At 63.8% G+C, this 16,003-nt stretch carries 17 protein-coding genes and 1 pseudogene; 3 read left to right on the top strand and 15 right to left on the bottom strand.

Annotated elements, in window-relative coordinates:
- Positions 1–149: 149 nt before the first annotated feature.
- The 10 genes from L0V05_RS15800 to L0V05_RS15840 form a co-directional block, all read right to left on the bottom strand.
- Positions 150–815, bottom strand: a complete 666-nt coding sequence (locus tag L0V05_RS15800) for a hypothetical protein (RefSeq protein ID WP_234872075.1) — start codon at positions 813–815, stop codon at positions 150–152.
- A gap of 232 nt (positions 816–1,047) precedes the next feature.
- On the bottom strand, positions 1,048–1,575 hold the full coding sequence (locus tag L0V05_RS15805) for a GntR family transcriptional regulator (RefSeq protein ID WP_234872077.1): 528 nt from the start codon (positions 1,573–1,575) through the stop codon (positions 1,048–1,050).
- Positions 1,576–1,941: 366 nt separating this feature from the next.
- The gene (locus tag L0V05_RS15810; RefSeq protein ID WP_234872079.1) at positions 1,942–2,247 is read right to left on the bottom strand and encodes a winged helix domain-containing protein; all 306 of its coding nucleotides are present in this window, start codon (positions 2,245–2,247) and stop codon (positions 1,942–1,944) included.
- Positions 2,248–2,356: 109 nt separating this feature from the next.
- A complete protein-coding gene (locus tag L0V05_RS20740; RefSeq protein WP_406565979.1) occupies positions 2,357–2,578 on the bottom strand; it encodes a helix-turn-helix transcriptional regulator in 222 nt (73 codons plus the stop codon).
- 67 nt (positions 2,579–2,645) lie between these two features.
- Positions 2,646–3,290 (bottom strand): hypothetical protein, encoded by a 645-nt coding sequence (locus tag L0V05_RS15815; RefSeq protein ID WP_234872081.1) that lies wholly within the window; start codon positions 3,288–3,290, stop codon positions 2,646–2,648.
- A gap of 47 nt (positions 3,291–3,337) precedes the next feature.
- A complete protein-coding gene (locus tag L0V05_RS15820; protein WP_234872083.1) occupies positions 3,338–4,630 on the bottom strand; it encodes a tyrosine-type recombinase/integrase in 1,293 nt (430 codons plus the stop codon).
- Positions 4,631–5,022: 392 nt separating this feature from the next.
- Positions 5,023–5,619: a hypothetical protein gene (locus L0V05_RS15825; protein WP_234872085.1), complete on the bottom strand. Its 597-nt coding sequence runs from the start codon at positions 5,617–5,619 to the stop codon at positions 5,023–5,025.
- 230 nt (positions 5,620–5,849) lie between these two features.
- Entirely contained in the window at positions 5,850–6,350 is a 501-nt protein-coding gene (locus L0V05_RS15830; RefSeq protein WP_234872087.1) for a cytochrome b, read from the bottom strand.
- A gap of 131 nt (positions 6,351–6,481) precedes the next feature.
- Positions 6,482–7,417 carry a VOC family protein gene (locus L0V05_RS15835; protein ID WP_234872089.1) on the bottom strand — a complete coding sequence of 312 codons (936 nt, stop codon included), beginning with the start codon at positions 7,415–7,417 and terminating at the stop codon, positions 6,482–6,484.
- 20 nt (positions 7,418–7,437) lie between these two features.
- A complete protein-coding gene (locus L0V05_RS15840; protein WP_234872091.1) occupies positions 7,438–7,866 on the bottom strand; it encodes a DoxX family protein in 429 nt (142 codons plus the stop codon).
- A 183-nt stretch (positions 7,867–8,049) separates the two neighbouring features.
- Between L0V05_RS15840 and L0V05_RS15845 the strand changes: the two genes are divergently transcribed.
- The gene (locus tag L0V05_RS15845) at positions 8,050–8,955 is read left to right on the top strand and encodes a LysR family transcriptional regulator (RefSeq protein ID WP_234872092.1); all 906 of its coding nucleotides are present in this window, start codon (positions 8,050–8,052) and stop codon (positions 8,953–8,955) included.
- A 229-nt stretch (positions 8,956–9,184) separates the two neighbouring features.
- Positions 9,185–9,700 (top strand): ester cyclase, encoded by a 516-nt coding sequence (locus tag L0V05_RS15850; RefSeq protein WP_234872094.1) that lies wholly within the window; start codon positions 9,185–9,187, stop codon positions 9,698–9,700.
- Positions 9,701–9,786: 86 nt separating this feature from the next.
- On the opposite strand, the pseudogene L0V05_RS15855 reads toward L0V05_RS15850, so the two are convergent.
- A pseudogene (locus L0V05_RS15855) lies at positions 9,787–10,953 on the bottom strand (cytosine permease); the annotation flags it as partial.
- Between the two features lie 250 nt (positions 10,954–11,203).
- Between L0V05_RS15855 and L0V05_RS15860 the strand changes: the two are divergent.
- The gene (locus tag L0V05_RS15860) at positions 11,204–11,395 is read left to right on the top strand and encodes a Rieske 2Fe-2S domain-containing protein (protein WP_234872096.1); all 192 of its coding nucleotides are present in this window, start codon (positions 11,204–11,206) and stop codon (positions 11,393–11,395) included.
- A gap of 260 nt (positions 11,396–11,655) precedes the next feature.
- On the opposite strand, the gene sucD is transcribed toward L0V05_RS15860, so the two are convergent.
- The 4 genes from sucD to L0V05_RS15880 all read right to left on the bottom strand — a co-directional run bounded on the left by sucD (position 11,656) and on the right by L0V05_RS15880 (position 15,989).
- Complete coding sequence (sucD, locus tag L0V05_RS15865; RefSeq protein WP_234872098.1) at positions 11,656–12,555, bottom strand: succinate--CoA ligase subunit alpha; 900 nt, start codon at positions 12,553–12,555, stop codon at positions 11,656–11,658.
- 10 nt (positions 12,556–12,565) lie between these two features.
- Positions 12,566–13,738, bottom strand: a complete 1,173-nt coding sequence (locus tag L0V05_RS15870; RefSeq protein ID WP_234872100.1) for a malate--CoA ligase subunit beta — start codon at positions 13,736–13,738, stop codon at positions 12,566–12,568.
- A 108-nt stretch (positions 13,739–13,846) separates the two neighbouring features.
- Positions 13,847–14,785, bottom strand: coding sequence for an HpcH/HpaI aldolase/citrate lyase family protein (locus L0V05_RS15875; RefSeq protein ID WP_234872101.1), 939 nt, complete (start codon positions 14,783–14,785; stop codon positions 13,847–13,849).
- A 4-nt stretch (positions 14,786–14,789) separates the two neighbouring features.
- Complete coding sequence (locus L0V05_RS15880) at positions 14,790–15,989, bottom strand: pyridoxal-phosphate-dependent aminotransferase family protein (protein WP_234872103.1); 1,200 nt, start codon at positions 15,987–15,989, stop codon at positions 14,790–14,792.
- Positions 15,990–16,003: the final 14 nt, after the last annotated feature.

Raw genomic sequence — 16,003 nt, forward strand, 5'->3', positions numbered from 1 at the left:
GCTGTGGTCCGGCAGGCTGCCCGCCCCGAGCGCCATGCATCCGGCAGACTTTCCAACCCCGGACGGCAGGGTTCTTGCAGGGAAAGCCAGTCCGTTTGCTGTGAGCCGTGCAACGGGGCGCGAGATGCGCCTTTTGCATGGGGCTGATGTCAGTTTCCATCGTTGCCCCTCCCCCCGTGAACCAGGTTGCCCACGATGGCTTGACCGCCTTCATTCACGGTCACATGCTCGACGGTGACCTTCTGTTGGCCGCCGGTCCGGTAGCGCTTCAGCGTATCCATCTGCATCGCGAAGGTGCGGGCCAACTTGTTCAGGGCGCGCTCTGCGGCATCCTGCTGGGGAATGCTTGTCACGTTGTTGAGCCGACGGGCCAGCGTCATCGTCGCCGCGTGGATTGCGCCCATTTGCATCGCCAGCATCGATTCCAGTTCGTCCTTCGGGGCAATCCCGCGCACCACCGACATAACGAAGTTGCTGGCTTCGGCGTCGATTTGTTTGCCGTAGGAACCGATGAGTGCAATTTGCGATGAGGCGCCTTTGAAGAAATGTGGATCGCTCGTGCCCATATCCGCCATGAGCAGCACGGCAGCGGCCTCGGCGTCGTCATGGGCATATGCGACTTCCAGGGCCGTCCCATTTATCTTGAGACGCATTTCCGGGCCATCTGCTCGATCCGAGAACTTGCGCGCGACTTCCTTGATGCGCTCGTTTTCGCGTTCCTTCCGGCCCGCTGTCACGCGCTTCAGCGCAGTATCGATATCCACGCCTTTTTGTGGCGCTGGTGCCGTGTTCGGCTTCTTGGGTTTCGTTGCCATAGGTGCTGCCTCAGTTTCAGGTGGTGGAGATTGTCGCCGCTGGTATTTTTCAGATGGACACAAGCCGGACGGCGCGGTGCATTTCGATCTGCGACCAAGAAGACAGGAGGCCTTGGCTTCTTGGAGGAGCCCGGCCCCCTGTCCCCCTGGTAAGTTAAGGATGTCTTAGAAACCGAGACGAAGGATTTGGCGGTTCTGGGCTGTTCGTCGCAGTTTTCGAGATGGCACGTCTTCATTTTTGAGATGGGCTCCGCTTCTTCGTCTCAAAATTGATGACAGCGTCGTCGCGGTTTTTGAGACAGGGTTCTGTTTTTCGGCGTCGGCCCGTGGGGTTGTTGGCCGGGGACCGCTGCACCTGGAATTCGTGGTCCCTACTCCAACCCATGAACAGCTTCCTGCCGACGGTTGCTCCCGGCATTGCAAGCTCGGTGATTTCGTAAGACGCGGTTCGGGCGTGTCCCTCGATGCCAAGCGTCGCCTGCTCGGTCAGGACCAGGAACCCCTTGGCTTGCAGCTCGCGGAACCCGTTGGCAGCCGTATTTGCGGTGACACCCATCGCCTCGGCAGCCTGCCGGACCGATAACCGGATCTTGCCGTTGTTGTTCGTTCTGGCTCCCCGCCATTCCAGCTTGATCCATGGGTAAAGGGACTGGGCTGTTGTTGATAGCGCCCGCCAGGCCGGTGTATCCATGACTGACCGGAAAACTTGGGTGAAATGCTCGCCGCGAGTATCCCGTCCCGTCTTGTTGGGCTTCTTCATCCGCTCCACCCTCGAATAACGTCGGGCATCGCCATCAAAGCCACAAGTGCGCTTGGGTCGATCCGGCTGCAGAAGAGGGCGCAGGACCGCATCAAGCCCTCCCGTGTGCGATGGAACCTGACGGCCCGCCAAGGCCGCTCTGCGCCACCGGCCTTGCGGCGCTGCAATATCCACTGGACGCCATCCTTGCAGATGACCACGCGCAATTCGTCGGAAAGCTGGACGACTACCTTGCGGTAGTCGTCACCCGTTTCCTGCCTGTGCCTATCCGTCATTTCGGATACCCCCAGAACAGTGCGGCGACAGCCAACGCCTGCGCATCTGTCAGGCCATAGAGGCGGCGAAGATAGAGAAGCTGCGCCCTGCTCATGCCTCACCTCCGGGCACGATGCGGCGGACTTTGGAACGCAGGACGTATCGGGCATGGCTGCCGGGAAACGGCCCGGTATGGCGTTCGTGGGCTGTCTCGATGTCCAGGCCCATTCCGCGCAGATCGAAAACATAGGCGGACCACCGCGGGCCGGGATGGTCAATCGGCGTGCAGCCCTTGGCGTTCGCCGCCATCAGGCATTCCAGCGCCCAACGTTCGCGGCCGCAAACCGAAATATACGTAGTTGTTCCGTCGGGGGCATCCACGACAAAGCTTGCCTTGCCCCAATTTTGCTCGGGCATTTCCTACCTCTTGGAAGGTTGAATGCCGGGACTGCAGACGTTATCATACTGCTGTGATGCTGATACGAATAACGCCCCTGCCCGGCAATTCGGGTGGGGGCTAATTCGTTTAGCCGTTACGTTGACTTTTTGCGGCTTCCCAATTCTCAAGGTCAGCCAATTTCCACCGCGTGCATTGCGGCGACAGCTTTACAGGTTTGGGAAAGGTCGGGTCAGTCTTGGCCCAGCGCCAAGGCGTGGCCTTGTTGACGCCATAACGGGCGGCAAGCTGAGCGTCGGTCAGATAAGTTTCGGGCAATGCGTTTGCTCCAAGGCGTTGCGTCTGGAACAAATGTCATGCAATGCGTGGCTGATGAGAACCGGGGCACTTCATGTCCCCCCCCCCCGCCGTGCAGCGCTCAGGACGACAGACTCTCAAAAGCTTGCTCGATTACATCGATAGGACCAGAACGCTCGTCGTATGTCGTTGCCTGTTCCAGTTCCAATGGCTCGACTCCACTCAGGCTCCAGACAAGCCAATCTCTCGTATCGGTCGCGGCTTCTATTCGCTCCTGAAAGACCTTGGCCGACCAATAATACGATAGCTCGTCCAATAAAATGGAGGATTCTTGCTGCTGCTCGATCCTTGGCGGGCGAAAACAAAGCTCAGTCGCCCAGATGTGGGCCACGGAACGATTAGCCCTGAACGCGGCCTTTACGCTCGCTTGGTCACCTACCATTGCAAAGGTATCAGGAGTTCCCAGGACTGAGCCTTCTCCACTAAGATAAATGACTTCAGACGCTATTCTGGAAGCCTTCTCAAGGCTCGGCCGCAAACCCCTGTCCTTAAGAAACAAGTATGAAATTGCAACTAAACCAGTGACAGCACCCTGCCCCCTACGCTTTTTTAGGCGATTAGAAGCAGCGCGGAAAACTTCGCTTTCGGTATACTCTTCCCGACAGTCTCGCATCCGTTCTTGTTCATTTTGCCAAAGCCAAAAGAACAGTTCGGCGTCGTAGAGACTGTTGGGGAAGTGTGCTATGGCGAGGAGCCAGCCACGCATGCTAGAATTTGGTACGCCATCGCTGAACAAGTTCGGAACCAGTCGCATTAGGAAATCCTAACAATCCCAGAATCAGCCGTATTGCTTCCCGAAATGAAAACTGCCCAAGTCGCCATCATCTTGCGGCGCCTCTCCAGCATGTCGCCGCGCCGATAGGATGCCTCCACCGCATTGCCGACCTTGTGAGCCAGGGCTACCTCGGCCATGTCGCCGGGGAAATTGGTGCGCTCGGCCACCCAATCGCGGAAGGTCGAGCGAAGCCCATGCGGCACCGCAGGGCGCTTATTGACGCGGTCGACATAGCCTTTGCCACCATCCGCCACCGCAGCCTCGTGGACACGGCGCATCGTCGCGGACAGGGTCATGTCCGACAGCATCCCGCCACGAGCGGCGGGGAACACCAGCGGATTGGCCTGAAGTCTCGGCAGTCCCTTCAGCAGGTCAACGGCGGCTGATGACAGCGGGACGCGGTGTTCGCGTTTCATCTTCATGCGTGCGGCAGGGATGATCCACAGTCCCTTGTCCAAGTCGATTTCATCCCAAGTCGCACCGCGAACCTCGCCCGAGCGTGCCGCCGTTAGAGCCACAAATTCCAGCGCCCGCGCGCCAAACCCGTCGCGCTTGCGCAGATCGGCGAACCACGCCGGGACATCGTCCAGCGCCAGCGCCGGTTGATTGCCTTCGACCGCAACCTTGCTCGGAGCAGGCAGGAGTTCCTTGAGGTTGCCCGCCCATCGCGCCGGATTGTCGCCCGACCGATGCCCTGCGACCGTGGCCCACGACAGAACCGCCTCGATGCGGCCCCGAAGGCGCGACGCTGTTTCCGTCTTTGTGTTCCAGATCGGTTGCAAGACGCGGAGAACGGCAGCGGTGTCGATTTCCTGCACGGGCAACGCGCCAAGTTCCGGCATGGCGTAGGTTTCGAGCGTATTGCGCCACTGGTCGCGGTGCTTCTCGTTCCGGAAGGCGTCCAGCTTCGCGGCAAGGGCCTTATCGACAGCATCCCTGAACAGCATCCCCCGGCGTTGCGCGAGGGCCAGACGGGCCTTGGCGGCCTTGCGTTCCTCTACCGGGTCAATGCCGCACTCGATCCTGTCCCGCGCCTCGCGGGCCTTTTCACGGGCCTGCGCCAGCGTCACGGTCGGAAATCCACCCAGCCCGATATCACGGCGCTTCGAGCCAACCTGAACGCGCAAGATCCACGTCTTCCCGCCGTTCGGGGTCAATTGCATGTAAAGTCCCGCAACGCCCCCAACCGCGACCATGGCGTTGCCCTTGCCTCCAGGGTGCGCAAGCCGTTTCACGTCCAGCGGCCCAAGTTCTGCGGCGAGCTTCGGCACGGCAATTACTCCCCGTCTTACCCATCATAGATAGAATCACACGATGCGACGGATTGCAATTGCAGACGACTGGCGACCTGTGACCATCTGTTCAATATCCTGTGTTTTAATAACATTTCTGCAGCGCCATGCCGCGCGTTGCGACCCGGAAATGGCGGCCACCCTCTCCGCCAGCCGCCCCCTTGATTTCATTATTTGATCGTCTGTTCCCGATTTTCCTGCGTGTTTCCGCGGGTTATCGGGTCGCATTTCGCTCGGAGACGGTCCTGTACCTGCGACGTCCACCCTTTCCGGCGCTGCGTCTCCGCAGGCCTCGGAAGGTGGTTCGGCTTGCCCCTCGTGAAGGAAACAGGGAAGTGCCGATTCCGACGAGCACCGAAAATAACGACAGCTCAAGCGAAGCCGAACCGGCGCTCCTGGGCGGCCCAGTCGAGCGGGATCCTCTCGCGGACTAGGCGGGCGACGGTCAGGTCGGGGGATTGGCGCCCTTCCAGGATCGCCTGCTGCAGGCGCGGCAAGAGAAAGGCGATCGGCAGGCGGGTGCGGAGATAGGCTTCCGAATGACCGGTGTGGGCGGCGATTGCCGCCAGCGGTGTTCCTGCCCTGAGCGCGCGGGCCCAGCAGCGGGCCTCGGACAGAACGCGAAGCAGGACCGGATCGGGGCTGGGCAGTCGTTCGCCGGCAACGATGCGCGCCTCGATCCCGCGGCGGCGGAAACGGAACAGGCCGGCAAGGTCGAGGACATGGGTGGCGACATCTTCGGACGCGTGGCCAAACGCTTCGGCGATGGCTGCCGCCTCAAGCCGGATCCGGACTGACCTGGAGCCAAGTGTCACGCGGGCGACCAGACGAGCGAGCCGCGCCGGATCGGCTGCTGAAGCCTGTGCGAGGGCCTCGACCTGAGCGATCAGCCGGTCCGCGGCCAGGATGTCCGGTTCATCGAGGAGCCGGTTCGCCTGCGCCATCTCCCACAGATGGGCGAGGACCATCGATGGCCAGGGTAAGGTCCAAACCGTCCCAGCGCAGAACGACCCGGAGGAGGCTTGCCAATAGATCAACCGCGCTGCCGGCCCCATCAGGAACGTGCCGCGCGAGTGGGGCAGCGACCGAAACTCCGGACGGTGGGAGGCCGGATCGGCAAGGGGAGATCGGCGAGGTCGTCGGCAACAGGAGGGCCCGGCGCTGGTCTGCGAGGGCGCGTCGGGGTGGACATGGCACCTTACCGGCGCAGGAGAGGGACCATGCGGGCAAGCGTCCCGTCCTTGCGAACGACCTGGTTGAAGATCGCAGCCGCCGCATGGACCAGGGCCGAGAAGAACAGCGCGACGTTGATCGCGAAGTGAAGGCCGCCCAGGGGCGCGATCCCGGTCCAGGTCAGCATGCCGGTCACGACCATCGCCAGGAGCAGCCCGTAGAGGACGGCGTGCATGAGCGTCGCACTCCGGGCTTGGAGGACCGAGGTACCGGGCGCATGGCCGGGAGTCCCATGGCGCCAGCGCAGGTAAAGCCGCGCAAGGACGGCCAGGAGGATCAGGCTTCCGACGCCGACATGGACCCAAGCCAAGGAGACATCCGAAGCTGTGGGGGCCTGCCCCGCTTCGCGGGCATCGACAACGGCGACGATGGGATCGTGGAAACCGATCTGGACGATCACGCCAATGACGACACTCCAATGCAGCCAGATCTGGGCGGGACGATAGGCGACGGCAGTCTGTGACATGATTTCGCTTCTTGTGATGGGGAAGGACTTTTCCGTGGGCTGTGGCTTCTCGCTTCCCAAGGGTCCAAGTCGAAACAGCCGATGGCGGCACCAGTTTGGCCGCAACGATCCCGCAGCCGGGACTGTCGCGGTCAGGCCGCAGTCTCCTTGCGCATCCCCTCGGTCTTCAGGGACAAGGTCAGCGTGACGCCTGCGGGATCGGTGCCGTTCAGATCTCCGGTCGCCGGGTCGAGAGCTAGCCGTGTCCCTGCCGCGGCAAAGGTTGCGGCATCGGTCGTCTCCAGCCGATAGGAGCGGAGCCGGGCCGAGGTGACAGGGGCAGCCCGTGCCCCGAGTCCGGCCCAGACGTTCATCGCCAGCCGATGGGTATAGGGCGCGCCTGCCCCCATGTCTGCCATCCCGAAGTGGGTCAGATGCAAGTTACGGGCAAAGCCCAGCCCCTCGAACCAGCTCACTGCGGGCTCGAGCGCGGGCACATGCAGATGCAGATGCGCAACCCTGGTGTCGCGGTGCAGGGGAAGCACCGGATCGGCCCCCTCCGCCCGGGTCAGTTCGGCGACAAGGTCGAGCGCCTCGCGACCGCTGTGGCGGCGTCCCTGCGCGTCGAGCATCGCAAAGCCTCCGCCGGCATCGCTGAATCGGCCAAAGCGGTCGGGCGTCTCCCAGGCAATCTCGATGCCGTGGCCATCGGGGTCGTGGACGTAGATCGCCTTGGACATCAGGTGATCGACCGCAGACATCCTCAGGCCGAGGTCGACGAAGCGCTGCATCCGGCGCGAGAATTCCGCCTGCGAGGCCATGCTGAAAGCCACGTGATACAGGCCTGCATAACCCCGGGCGACCGGGCTGGTGGCGTCGGGGACAAGCACCACCAGAGTCCGGTCCGGCGTGCCGAGTGCCAGGCCCGCCCCCACGTCGGGGCGCCGCACGAAGCCGATGGCTTCGGTCCAGAAGGCTTCGGCGCGCGCAAGGTCGGTGACCGACAGGGTCAGCGAGCCCCAGGTGAGGCGTTCGGGACGGTCTTGGGCCATCCTCTGCCGGGCGAGTTGCAGGGCTTGGGTGTCCATGTTGGTCTCTTCGCGTGGTCTCAGGCGCGGGGTGCGATAGGGGCCTTGCGGGTCCGACCCCAGAGAACGAAGACGGCCAGCGCGACGTAGATCAGGTTAAAGCCAAGGACATTGGCCTCGCCGCGGATCAGGTGGAAGGGGATGGCCAGGGCCTGGATCGCCAGAAGCCCGGCGGCGGCCCAAACGGTCAGGAAGGGCAGAATGCGGGTCGCGGCGGGCAGGATAACGCCGACGGCGCCGAGGAACTCCATCAGGGCGATGCCGCGCACCAGCCAGATGGGCGCACCGGTCACCCAGGTCATGCCCATCTGGGCGAGGTCGGCGATGGGCATCATGCCCTTCATCCATGCGGCCATCAGGTAAAGTGCGGCCAGGGCGATCTGGCCCACCCAGAGGGCGATGTTCCAGTTGCGGCTTGCCGGGGGAGTGTCGGTCGAGGTCAGTGTCATTTGGATATCTTTCGCGGTGTCAGGGCTAGGGCCCATGGTTTCATGGCGCGATGGATACAGGGTCCGCTGTCCCCGATCATTGGGGCAGGAGTGAAGACTGTCTTTCCTCCGAGTTGATGATCTTGCACGGAGCCCTTGCTATCCTGCTCTTATGCGCAACGGTTGCGCCATCCGGAGGACTTCATGGACCGCCTTCTCAGCCTGCGGGTCTTTGCCGCCGTGGCCGAGGCGAAGAGTTTCGCCGCCGTGGCCGACCGGATGGACATCTCGGCCGCGATGACCAGCAAGCATGTCCAGCATCTCGAGGCCGACGTCGGCGCGCGGCTTTTGAACCGCACCAGCCGCAGCGTCAGCCTGACCGAGGCCGGCGCCATCTACCTTGCCGCCGTGCGCCCCCTTCTGGATGGGCTGGACGAAGCCGGCGCACGGCTGGCTCAATCGACGATCGATCCACGGGGGATGCTGAAGATCAGCCTGCCGGTCTGGCTGGCCGAGCCCGGCTTTGTCCAGGTGCTGGGCGCTTATCGCGCGCGCTTCCCCGAGGTGAGTTTCGATCTCGACCTCAGCGGGCGAGCGGTCAACCTGGTTGAGGACGGCTATGACCTGGCGCTCCGGGTGAGCCCGGTCCTGGACGAGGGGCTGATCGCACGGCGCCTTGCCGACATCGCCTTCCTGATCGTGGCCTCCCCTGCACTGCTGGACCGGATCGGCCGCCCAAGAGAGATCGCCGATCTGACCGGCGCCCCCTTCCTCGCCTATAGTCCGATCAGCACCGGCGGGCGCGTCCGAATGGGGCTGGGGTCCAATGCGCCGGAGGTCCGCATGACCCCGGTCCTGCAAAGCGCGAACGAAACGGTGCTGTTCCAGGCCGCGATCGAGGGCATGGGCATCGCGATCATGCCGCATCCGGCGGCGCGCGCGCATCTGGCCGAAGGTCGGCTCGAGGCGCTCCTTCCCGATCTGCCCGCGCCCACGGTCAGCCTGTCAGCCATCTACTCCGACCGCAGCTACCTGCCCGCCAAGACCCGGAGCTTCCTGGACTTCCTCGCAGGGCCCGAAGGGTTCGGTGGCCAACTCGGTGCCAGATGACGGATGGCCTGGCGGCGGCCCCCATCCTTTCCTGGGCGGAAACTCTGGATCAACAGCAGGTCAGATGATTGCCTGAGGGGGAAGGTTTAGCTTCCTCTCATCGGGCAGGAAGATGGCGCAAGCCAGGAAGCCCGGTCCAGACCCCGAACCCCAAGGCCCGCCGGGCCGCGCAGGAGGCGCGGCACCGGTCCGGAGACCTCAATCCGAAACGAACGAGAAGGAAACCGCCATGTCCATCAACCGCCGCGCCATCCTTGCCTTCGCCAGCGCCGCCACCGTGTTTTCGCTCTTTGCCGGAGCGGCGATGGCCGAACCCGACTACAAGGACAAGATCCGCATCTTCTACGATACCTTCAACAAGAACGATCCGGCCCTGCTGGACCAGATCATCGCCGAAGACTGGGTCCACATCCCCGCCAATACCCCCGGCGAGGAGCCGGGCCGGGAGGGTTTCAAGAAGCTGGTCCCGGGCTTCGCCGCGACCTTCAAGGACGGCAACATCAAGATCGAGGACATCGTCCAGGAGGGCAACAAGGTCGTGGTCCGGTCGTCCTATACCGCCACGCAGGTCGGTCCCTTCATGGGATTCGAGCCGAAGGGCCGTCCCTTCACGATCATGACCATCGATGTCCACGAGTTCAACAAGGACGGCCTGGTCCAGACCACCTGGCACCTCGAAGACTGGCTCGGCGGCCTGTACCAGATGTTCGCGCTGCGATGCACCACCGCAACCGCCAGCAGGTAGACGACCCCACCCGTGATCCACGACTGCAGCGCCGGGAAGCCGATGTAGTCGGTGTTGAACATCGGCAGCAGTCCCGCCGTGTAGAGCCCGACCAGCGTTCCGCAGGCCAGGGCCAGGACGCCCGGCCAGTTCGCGATCCCGAGCTCGCCCCAGGTCGCGACCCGGTGCATCGGGCGCCGGATGCCAAAGAGCCGCGGCAGAACAAACAGGTCGAGCGCCATGATCACGCTGGCGACGGGCACTGTGGTCGAGCCGACGCTCGTCGCAAGGTTGAAGGTGTCCTGCAGGTTCGGCAGAAAGAAGGTCAGGACCGCCGCCAGAAGGCCAAGGCCCACCACCGTGTATTGCCGCTTCCAGCCGGGAATGCCCGACAGCACGTTCTGGGCGCCGTTCACCGCGATGTAGAGGTTGCCGTCCTGCACGGCCCACTGGTTGATGACCAGAATGATGATCCCGAGGAGCGCGCTGCCCAGCATGCTGAAGCTGACGAAGTAATGGATGCTCGGCCCGAAATCCGGGGCATTCGACAGCGCGGCGACCAGATATCCCATCACCGGGAAGAGGAAGGCCCCGACAAGATAGGAAATCACGATCGTCGGCACGTTCCACATCGAGGCCCGCCCGGCCTTGGCGTAGCGGAAGAAGTCGGGCTCGTTGCCCCAGGTGGACAGACCGACCATGCCGCCAATGACCAGGATCATGCCGGTTTTCGAGTCGACCGGCGGCACAGCCGCAAGCAGGTCCGAAGAGGTGGCCCGGAAGGCAAGGATCGTCGCGAAGATCCCCCAGACCAGGATGACCGGAACGGCGACGTATTGCGCAAAGCGCTGAACCCCTTCGAAGCCGAAATAGGTGTTCACGATCATCACGAAGGCAAGGATCGCAGTCAGGATTCCGACCGCCGGCAGCGTGATAAGGCCACCCGTGATGTCGATGACGAACTTGACGGTGAAGAGGTAGAAGGCCATCCCATTGATGACCAGCAGAAGCGAGACGAGCCCGCTGCCGAGCGTTCCGAAGATGCTCCGCGCCATGACCGAATGGGTCTGCCCTGTCGCGGCACCGGCATTGGCCGAGGCAAAGCAATAGACGCTCATCACCGCCACGGCGATCAGCATCGCCTCGGACAACTCGCCAAGTGTCAGCCCCTGGAACCGGGCGCCGTAGCCTACGAGGACGGCGCCAAAGGTCGCCTGCATCGACAGGAATTGCGCCAGCATCCGAAAGTTCGAGCGGCGTTGATCGGCCGGCACGACCGCTTCGGTGAAGTCGGCGATAGGCGCGGACCCGCGCGAGCGTCAGCGTAGAGCTTTCAATGGCCAGCGCGCCAGTTTGGACACTGCCAACGCACCCGTCTAAGGGTCGGACCAGACCCGTTCCGACACGACATCATTGCGCAGCATGGCGTCGACGATATCCCGCTGGAGGACGTCAAGCGCTTCGACTTCGGAAACTGGACATTAGTCATCATCCGGTCGCCCGAAGGCGACTTCTTCGCCATGGATGGCAATTGCTCGCGCGAGACGATCCCCATCTGGCGGACTGGTCGCCGGCGGGATCATCGAATGCCCCCTTCATTTCGGCACCTTCGACTACCGGACCGGCGAGTCTCGCAAGCTTCCGGCCTGCATCGATCTGCGGACCTACCCGGTTCGTCTGGAGAATGGCGAAGTCCAGATCCTGGTTGAGGCGTAATCTCGGCCTCTGATGCCGGTCGCATCAATGCCGAGGGTCTCCAGAACGAGCGGCCGGTGTTCAGGTTTAAGGGGGCGGACCATAGGACCTCCCCCGTTCAGTCACTGCGCACGGACATAGTCCGACCAATCGCGTCTGCTCTGGCGTCCCAGCCCACCGATTCGCCAAGCTTTGCACGACCTTGGGCTGTCCTTATCGGAAGGCCAGATTTCGATTTTTCTGCATGCCGGACCCGGCGGCTACTGTTTGCTTGACCAGAGTCAGGCGGCGGCACGGCGTGCGGCCATCACACGCGCCATTGTCTCGCCCATCGACGACGGGTTCGGCGCCACGGTGATGCCGGCTGCAGTGAGGATCTCGACCTTCTCTTGCGCGCTTTCGCCAAAGGCCGAGATGATCGCCCCGGCATGGCCCATCTTGCGGCCCTTGGGCGCCGAGAGTCCGGCGATATAGGCCACGATCGGTTTCGTCATGTTCCGCGCGGCCCAGGCCGCGGCCTCGGCCTCTTGCGGGCCGCCGATCTCGCCGATCATCATCACGGCATCGGTTTCCGGGTCCTGCTGGAAGAGCTCAAGGATGTCGCGGAAGGACGAGCCGTTGATCGGGTCGCCCCCGATGCCCACGCTCGTCGACACGCCGATGCCAAGCGCCTTCATCTGCGACGCGGCCTCGTAGCCCAGTGTTCCAGAGCGACCGACGATGCCCACGCGCCCGGGCATGTAGATATGCGGCGGCATGATGCCCATGAAGCCCTTGCCGGGCGAGATGATGCCCGCGCAATTCGGCCCAATAAGGCGCATCTTGCGGCTTTCGGGATAGCGGCGAAGGAAGCGTTTCACCCGCATCATGTCCTGCGAAGGGATGCCGTCGGTGACGCAGACCGCGGTCTTGATGCCGGCATCCGCCGCCTCCATGATCGCATCGGCCGCGAAGGGCGGCGGAACGAAGAGAAGCGAGGCCTCGGCACCGGTCTCCTCGACCGCCTCGCGCACTGTGTTGAACAGCGGCCGGTCCAGCAGCCGCTCGCCGCCCTTGCCGGGGGTCACGCCGCCAACAACGTTTGTACCGTGCTTGATCATGTCGGCGGCATGGAACTGGCCGATACGGCCCGACATGCCCTGAACGATGACGCGGGTCTTTTCGGTAATCAGGATAGCCATGGGATCCTCCTCAGGCTGCCAGTTTCGGACGGGCGGCCACAGCCTTTGCGGCGGCCTCGGCCAGGGTGTCGGCGGTGATCAGCGGCAGGCCCGAGGCCTCAAGGATCGTCTTGCCCTCCTCGACATTCGTGCCCGCAAGCCGGACGACGACGGGGATGGTCATGCCCACCTCGCGATAGGCCTTCACCACGCCCTCGGCGACCCAGTCGCAACGGTTGATGCCGGCGAAGATGTTGACGAGGATCACGCTGACATTGCGATCGGCCAGCACGGTGCGGAAGGCACGGACCACGCGCTCGGGGCTCGCGCCGCCGCCGATGTCGAGGAAGTTGGCAGGCTCGCCCCCGGCAAGCTTGATCATGTCCATCGTCGCCATGGCCAGGCCCGCGCCGTTGATGATGCAGCCGATGTCGCCGGTTAGGCCGACATAGGCCAGGCCATGGTCGCCGGCGGTCGACTCGCGCGGGTCCTCCTGGCTGCGGTCGCGCAGTTCAGCGATCTGCGGCCGGCGGAACAGCGCATTGGTGTCGAAGCTCATCTTGGCGTCGAGCGCCACAAGGTCGCCGGCCCCGGTGATGACCAGCGGGTTGATCTCGACCATCATGGCGTCAAGGTCGCGATAGGCGCGATAGCAGGCCTGCAGGATCGTCACCATCTGGCTGATCTGCGTACCCGAGAGCCCCAGGCCAAAGGCCAGTTCGCGTGCCTGGAATTCGACAAGGCCGGTTGCCGGGTCGATCGTCATGCGCCGAAGGCTGGCCGGGTCGGTCTCGGCCAGATCCTCGATCTCGATCCCGCCATGGGCCGAGGCCACGATCATGATCCTCTCGGATTTCCGGTCGAGGACAAAGCCCAGGTACAACTCCTGGGCGATATCGCAGGCGGGTTCGATCCACAGGCGATAGACCCCCTTGCCGTTCTGGTCGGTCTGCTTGGTCACCAGCTGGCGGCCAAACAGGCTCGCAGCATAGCTTTGGACCTCGTCGACCGACTTGCAGAGCTTCACTCCACCGGCGGCGCCCCGGCCCCCGGCATGGACCTGGGCCTTCACCACCCAGGCATGACCGCCCAGTTCGCGCGCCCGGTAGGCCGCCTGTTCAGGGCTGTAGGCCAGCCCGCCCCTCGGCACCGGCACACCGAAGCGGCCGAGGATTTCCTTTGCCTGGTATTCGTGGATGTCCATTTCCGTCCTCCCCTGGCAAGACCGGGTCGTTCACGGTCTCCCGTGCTGCAGGTCCTGCGGTTGTCCGTGGGATGGGCCAAAGGGCCCACCGTCCTTAGGTTTCGGGCGCTATTTGCCGGAGATGGCGTCGGCGATCACCAGCACGTTCTTGGCCATGCGCTCGCTGGCCGCATCGATCATCTTGCCGTCGAGGCTCGCCGCACCCTTGCCCTGGGCCTCGGCCGTGCGCAGTTCCTCGATGATGCGCCGCGCCTTGGTCACCTCGGCGTCGGTGGGTGAGAAGACCTCGTTGGCGAGCGTCACCTGAGACGGATGGATCGCCCATTTCCCCTCGCAACCCAAGGCGGCGGCCCGCCGGGCGCCGGCCTTGTAGCCCTCGGGGTCCGAGAAGTCGCCGAAGGGACCGTCGATCGGGCGCAAGCCATAGGCGCGGCAGGCGGTAACCATGCGGGCGATGGCGGCGTGCCACTGATCGCCGGGGTAGTCGGGATTGAGACCGCCGATGTTGACCGTGCGCGCCCGCATCGAGGCGGCGAAATCGGCCACGCCGAAATGCAGCGCCTCCAGCCGTCCACCGAACTGGGCGATGGCCTCGACATTCGCCATCCCGAGAGCGGTCTCGATCAACGCCTCAAGACCGACACGGGTGGTGAAGCCCTTCGCCATCTCGATCTGGTTCACCATGGCCTCGACCATGTACAGATCGCCCGGCACACCGACCTTTGGCACGAGAAGCGTGTGCACCCGGTTGCCGGCCTGCTCCATTACATCCACCACGTCGCGGTACATGTAGTGGGTGTCGAGCCCGTTGATGCGCACCGAGACGGTCTTGCCCTTGGCCGCCCAGTCGATGTCGTTCAGGGCCTGGATCGCGTTCTTGCGGGCCTGCTCCTTTTCCGGCGGGGCGACGGCATCCTCCAGATCGAGAAAGACGTAATCGGCCGGACCGTTGGCGGCCTTCTCGATCATCGTCACGTTGCTGGCCGGAACGGCAAGTTCCGAACGCTGCAGGCGCTGTTTCCTGAGTGGGTGAAGGGTGTGGCTCATCGTCTTACTCCGCCGCCAGTGCGAACGCCGGAGCGTCCTGTTCGTAGACCTCCTGCGCCGCAGCGACGCCCGCGCCGAGCGGCACCTTGGCCCCAGCCGCGCGCAGCGACAGTTCCGCCACGGCGAGCGCGGTCAGGCACATGCCCTCGTTCAGGTCGCCCAGATGGCCGATGCGGAAGACCTTGCCCGCAAGTTGCGCGAGGCCCGAGCCGAAAGAGGTGTTGTAACGGGTAAGACCGATGCGGATCACCTCGCGCGCATCAAAGCCCTGCGGCGTCTTGATCGCGGTGACGGTGTTCGATGCGAGCGAGGAATGTTCGGCGCAGGTGTCCAGACCCCAGGCGGCGACACCGGCACGGACACCGGCGGCCAGGCGGGCATGGCGATCAAAGACATTGTCCAGGCCCTCCCTGCTGATGCGGTTCAGCGCCTCGCGCAGGCCATGCAGAACCGGGGTCGGCGGGGTGTGCGGGAAATAGCCCGTCTCGGTCTGGGCCAAGTAATCCTCAAACCTGAGGAAGCTGCGGCGCATGCCGTTCGACCGCGAAGCTGCCATGGCCTTTTCGCTGATGCCCAGGATGCCCAGACCCGCAGGCGACATGAGCCCCTTCTGGCTGCCGGTGACAGCCAGATCGACGCCCCAGTCATCCATGAGGAAAGGGATCGAGCCGATGGACGAGACGCCGTCGACGAACAGCATTGCCTCGTGGAAGCAGGCATCGAGCGCCTGGCGCACGCCCGCCACGCTGGACGTGACACCGGTCGCCGTCTCGTTGTGAGTAACGAAGACGGCCTTGATCTTGCCCTCGCGATCGGCACCGAGACGGCGCGCAAACTCCGTAACCGGGGCGCCTGCGCCCCAGGGGAGGTCGATGACTTCGACGTCAAGACCTAGGTCCATCGCCATCTTGACCCACAGGGTCGAGAACTGCCCGTGCCGCGCCATCAACACACGGTCGCCCGGCGAAAGCGTGTTGACGATGGCGGCCTCCCAGGCTGAAGTTCCCGAGCCGGGAAACAGCATTACCTTGCCCTTGGTCGTCCCGAAGATCGGCTTGAGGTCCGCCAGGATCGAAAGAACGAAGGCGCCGAATTCGGGGCCGCGCTGGTCCTGCTGAGGAACGTTCATGGCCATGCGAACGGTGTCGGGCACGTTCGTTGGCCCGGGTATGTAGAGGTGGTTCAGGCCGGGACGGAAGGTCATGGAGTATCCTCTGG

It is taken from the genome of Alitabrizicola rongguiensis (assembly GCF_021491355.1).
GTDB lineage: Bacteria > Pseudomonadota > Alphaproteobacteria > Rhodobacterales > Rhodobacteraceae > Aliitabrizicola > Aliitabrizicola rongguiensis.

Bases quoted from the DNA above. Each gene is read 5' to 3' on its own strand.
- L0V05_RS15850 (WP_234872094.1), top strand. From the start codon at position 9,185: ATGTCCATCAACCGCCGCGCCATCCTTGCCTTCGCCAGCGCCGCCACC.
- L0V05_RS15860 (WP_234872096.1), top strand. From the start codon at position 11,204: ATGGCAATTGCTCGCGCGAGACGATCCCCATCTGGCGGACTGGTCGCC.
- sucD (WP_234872098.1), bottom strand. From the start codon at position 12,555: ATGGCTATCCTGATTACCGAAAAGACCCGCGTCATCGTTCAGGGCATG.
- L0V05_RS15800 (WP_234872075.1), bottom strand. From the start codon at position 815: ATGGCAACGAAACCCAAGAAGCCGAACACGGCACCAGCGCCACAAAAA.
- L0V05_RS15810 (WP_234872079.1), bottom strand. From the start codon at position 2,247: ATGCCCGAGCAAAATTGGGGCAAGGCAAGCTTTGTCGTGGATGCCCCC.
- L0V05_RS15805 (WP_234872077.1), bottom strand. From the start codon at position 1,575: ATGAAGAAGCCCAACAAGACGGGACGGGATACTCGCGGCGAGCATTTC.
- L0V05_RS15845 (WP_234872092.1), top strand. From the start codon at position 8,050: ATGGACCGCCTTCTCAGCCTGCGGGTCTTTGCCGCCGTGGCCGAGGCG.
- L0V05_RS15815 (WP_234872081.1), bottom strand. From the start codon at position 3,290: ATGCGTGGCTGGCTCCTCGCCATAGCACACTTCCCCAACAGTCTCTAC.
- L0V05_RS15880 (WP_234872103.1), bottom strand. From the start codon at position 15,989: ATGACCTTCCGTCCCGGCCTGAACCACCTCTACATACCCGGGCCAACG.
- L0V05_RS15825 (WP_234872085.1), bottom strand. From the start codon at position 5,619: ATGGTCCTCGCCCATCTGTGGGAGATGGCGCAGGCGAACCGGCTCCTC.
- L0V05_RS15835 (WP_234872089.1), bottom strand. From the start codon at position 7,417: ATGGACACCCAAGCCCTGCAACTCGCCCGGCAGAGGATGGCCCAAGAC.
- L0V05_RS15875 (WP_234872101.1), bottom strand. From the start codon at position 14,785: ATGAGCCACACCCTTCACCCACTCAGGAAACAGCGCCTGCAGCGTTCG.
- L0V05_RS15830 (WP_234872087.1), bottom strand. From the start codon at position 6,350: ATGTCACAGACTGCCGTCGCCTATCGTCCCGCCCAGATCTGGCTGCAT.
- L0V05_RS15870 (WP_234872100.1), bottom strand. From the start codon at position 13,738: ATGGACATCCACGAATACCAGGCAAAGGAAATCCTCGGCCGCTTCGGT.
- L0V05_RS15840 (WP_234872091.1), bottom strand. From the start codon at position 7,866: ATGACACTGACCTCGACCGACACTCCCCCGGCAAGCCGCAACTGGAAC.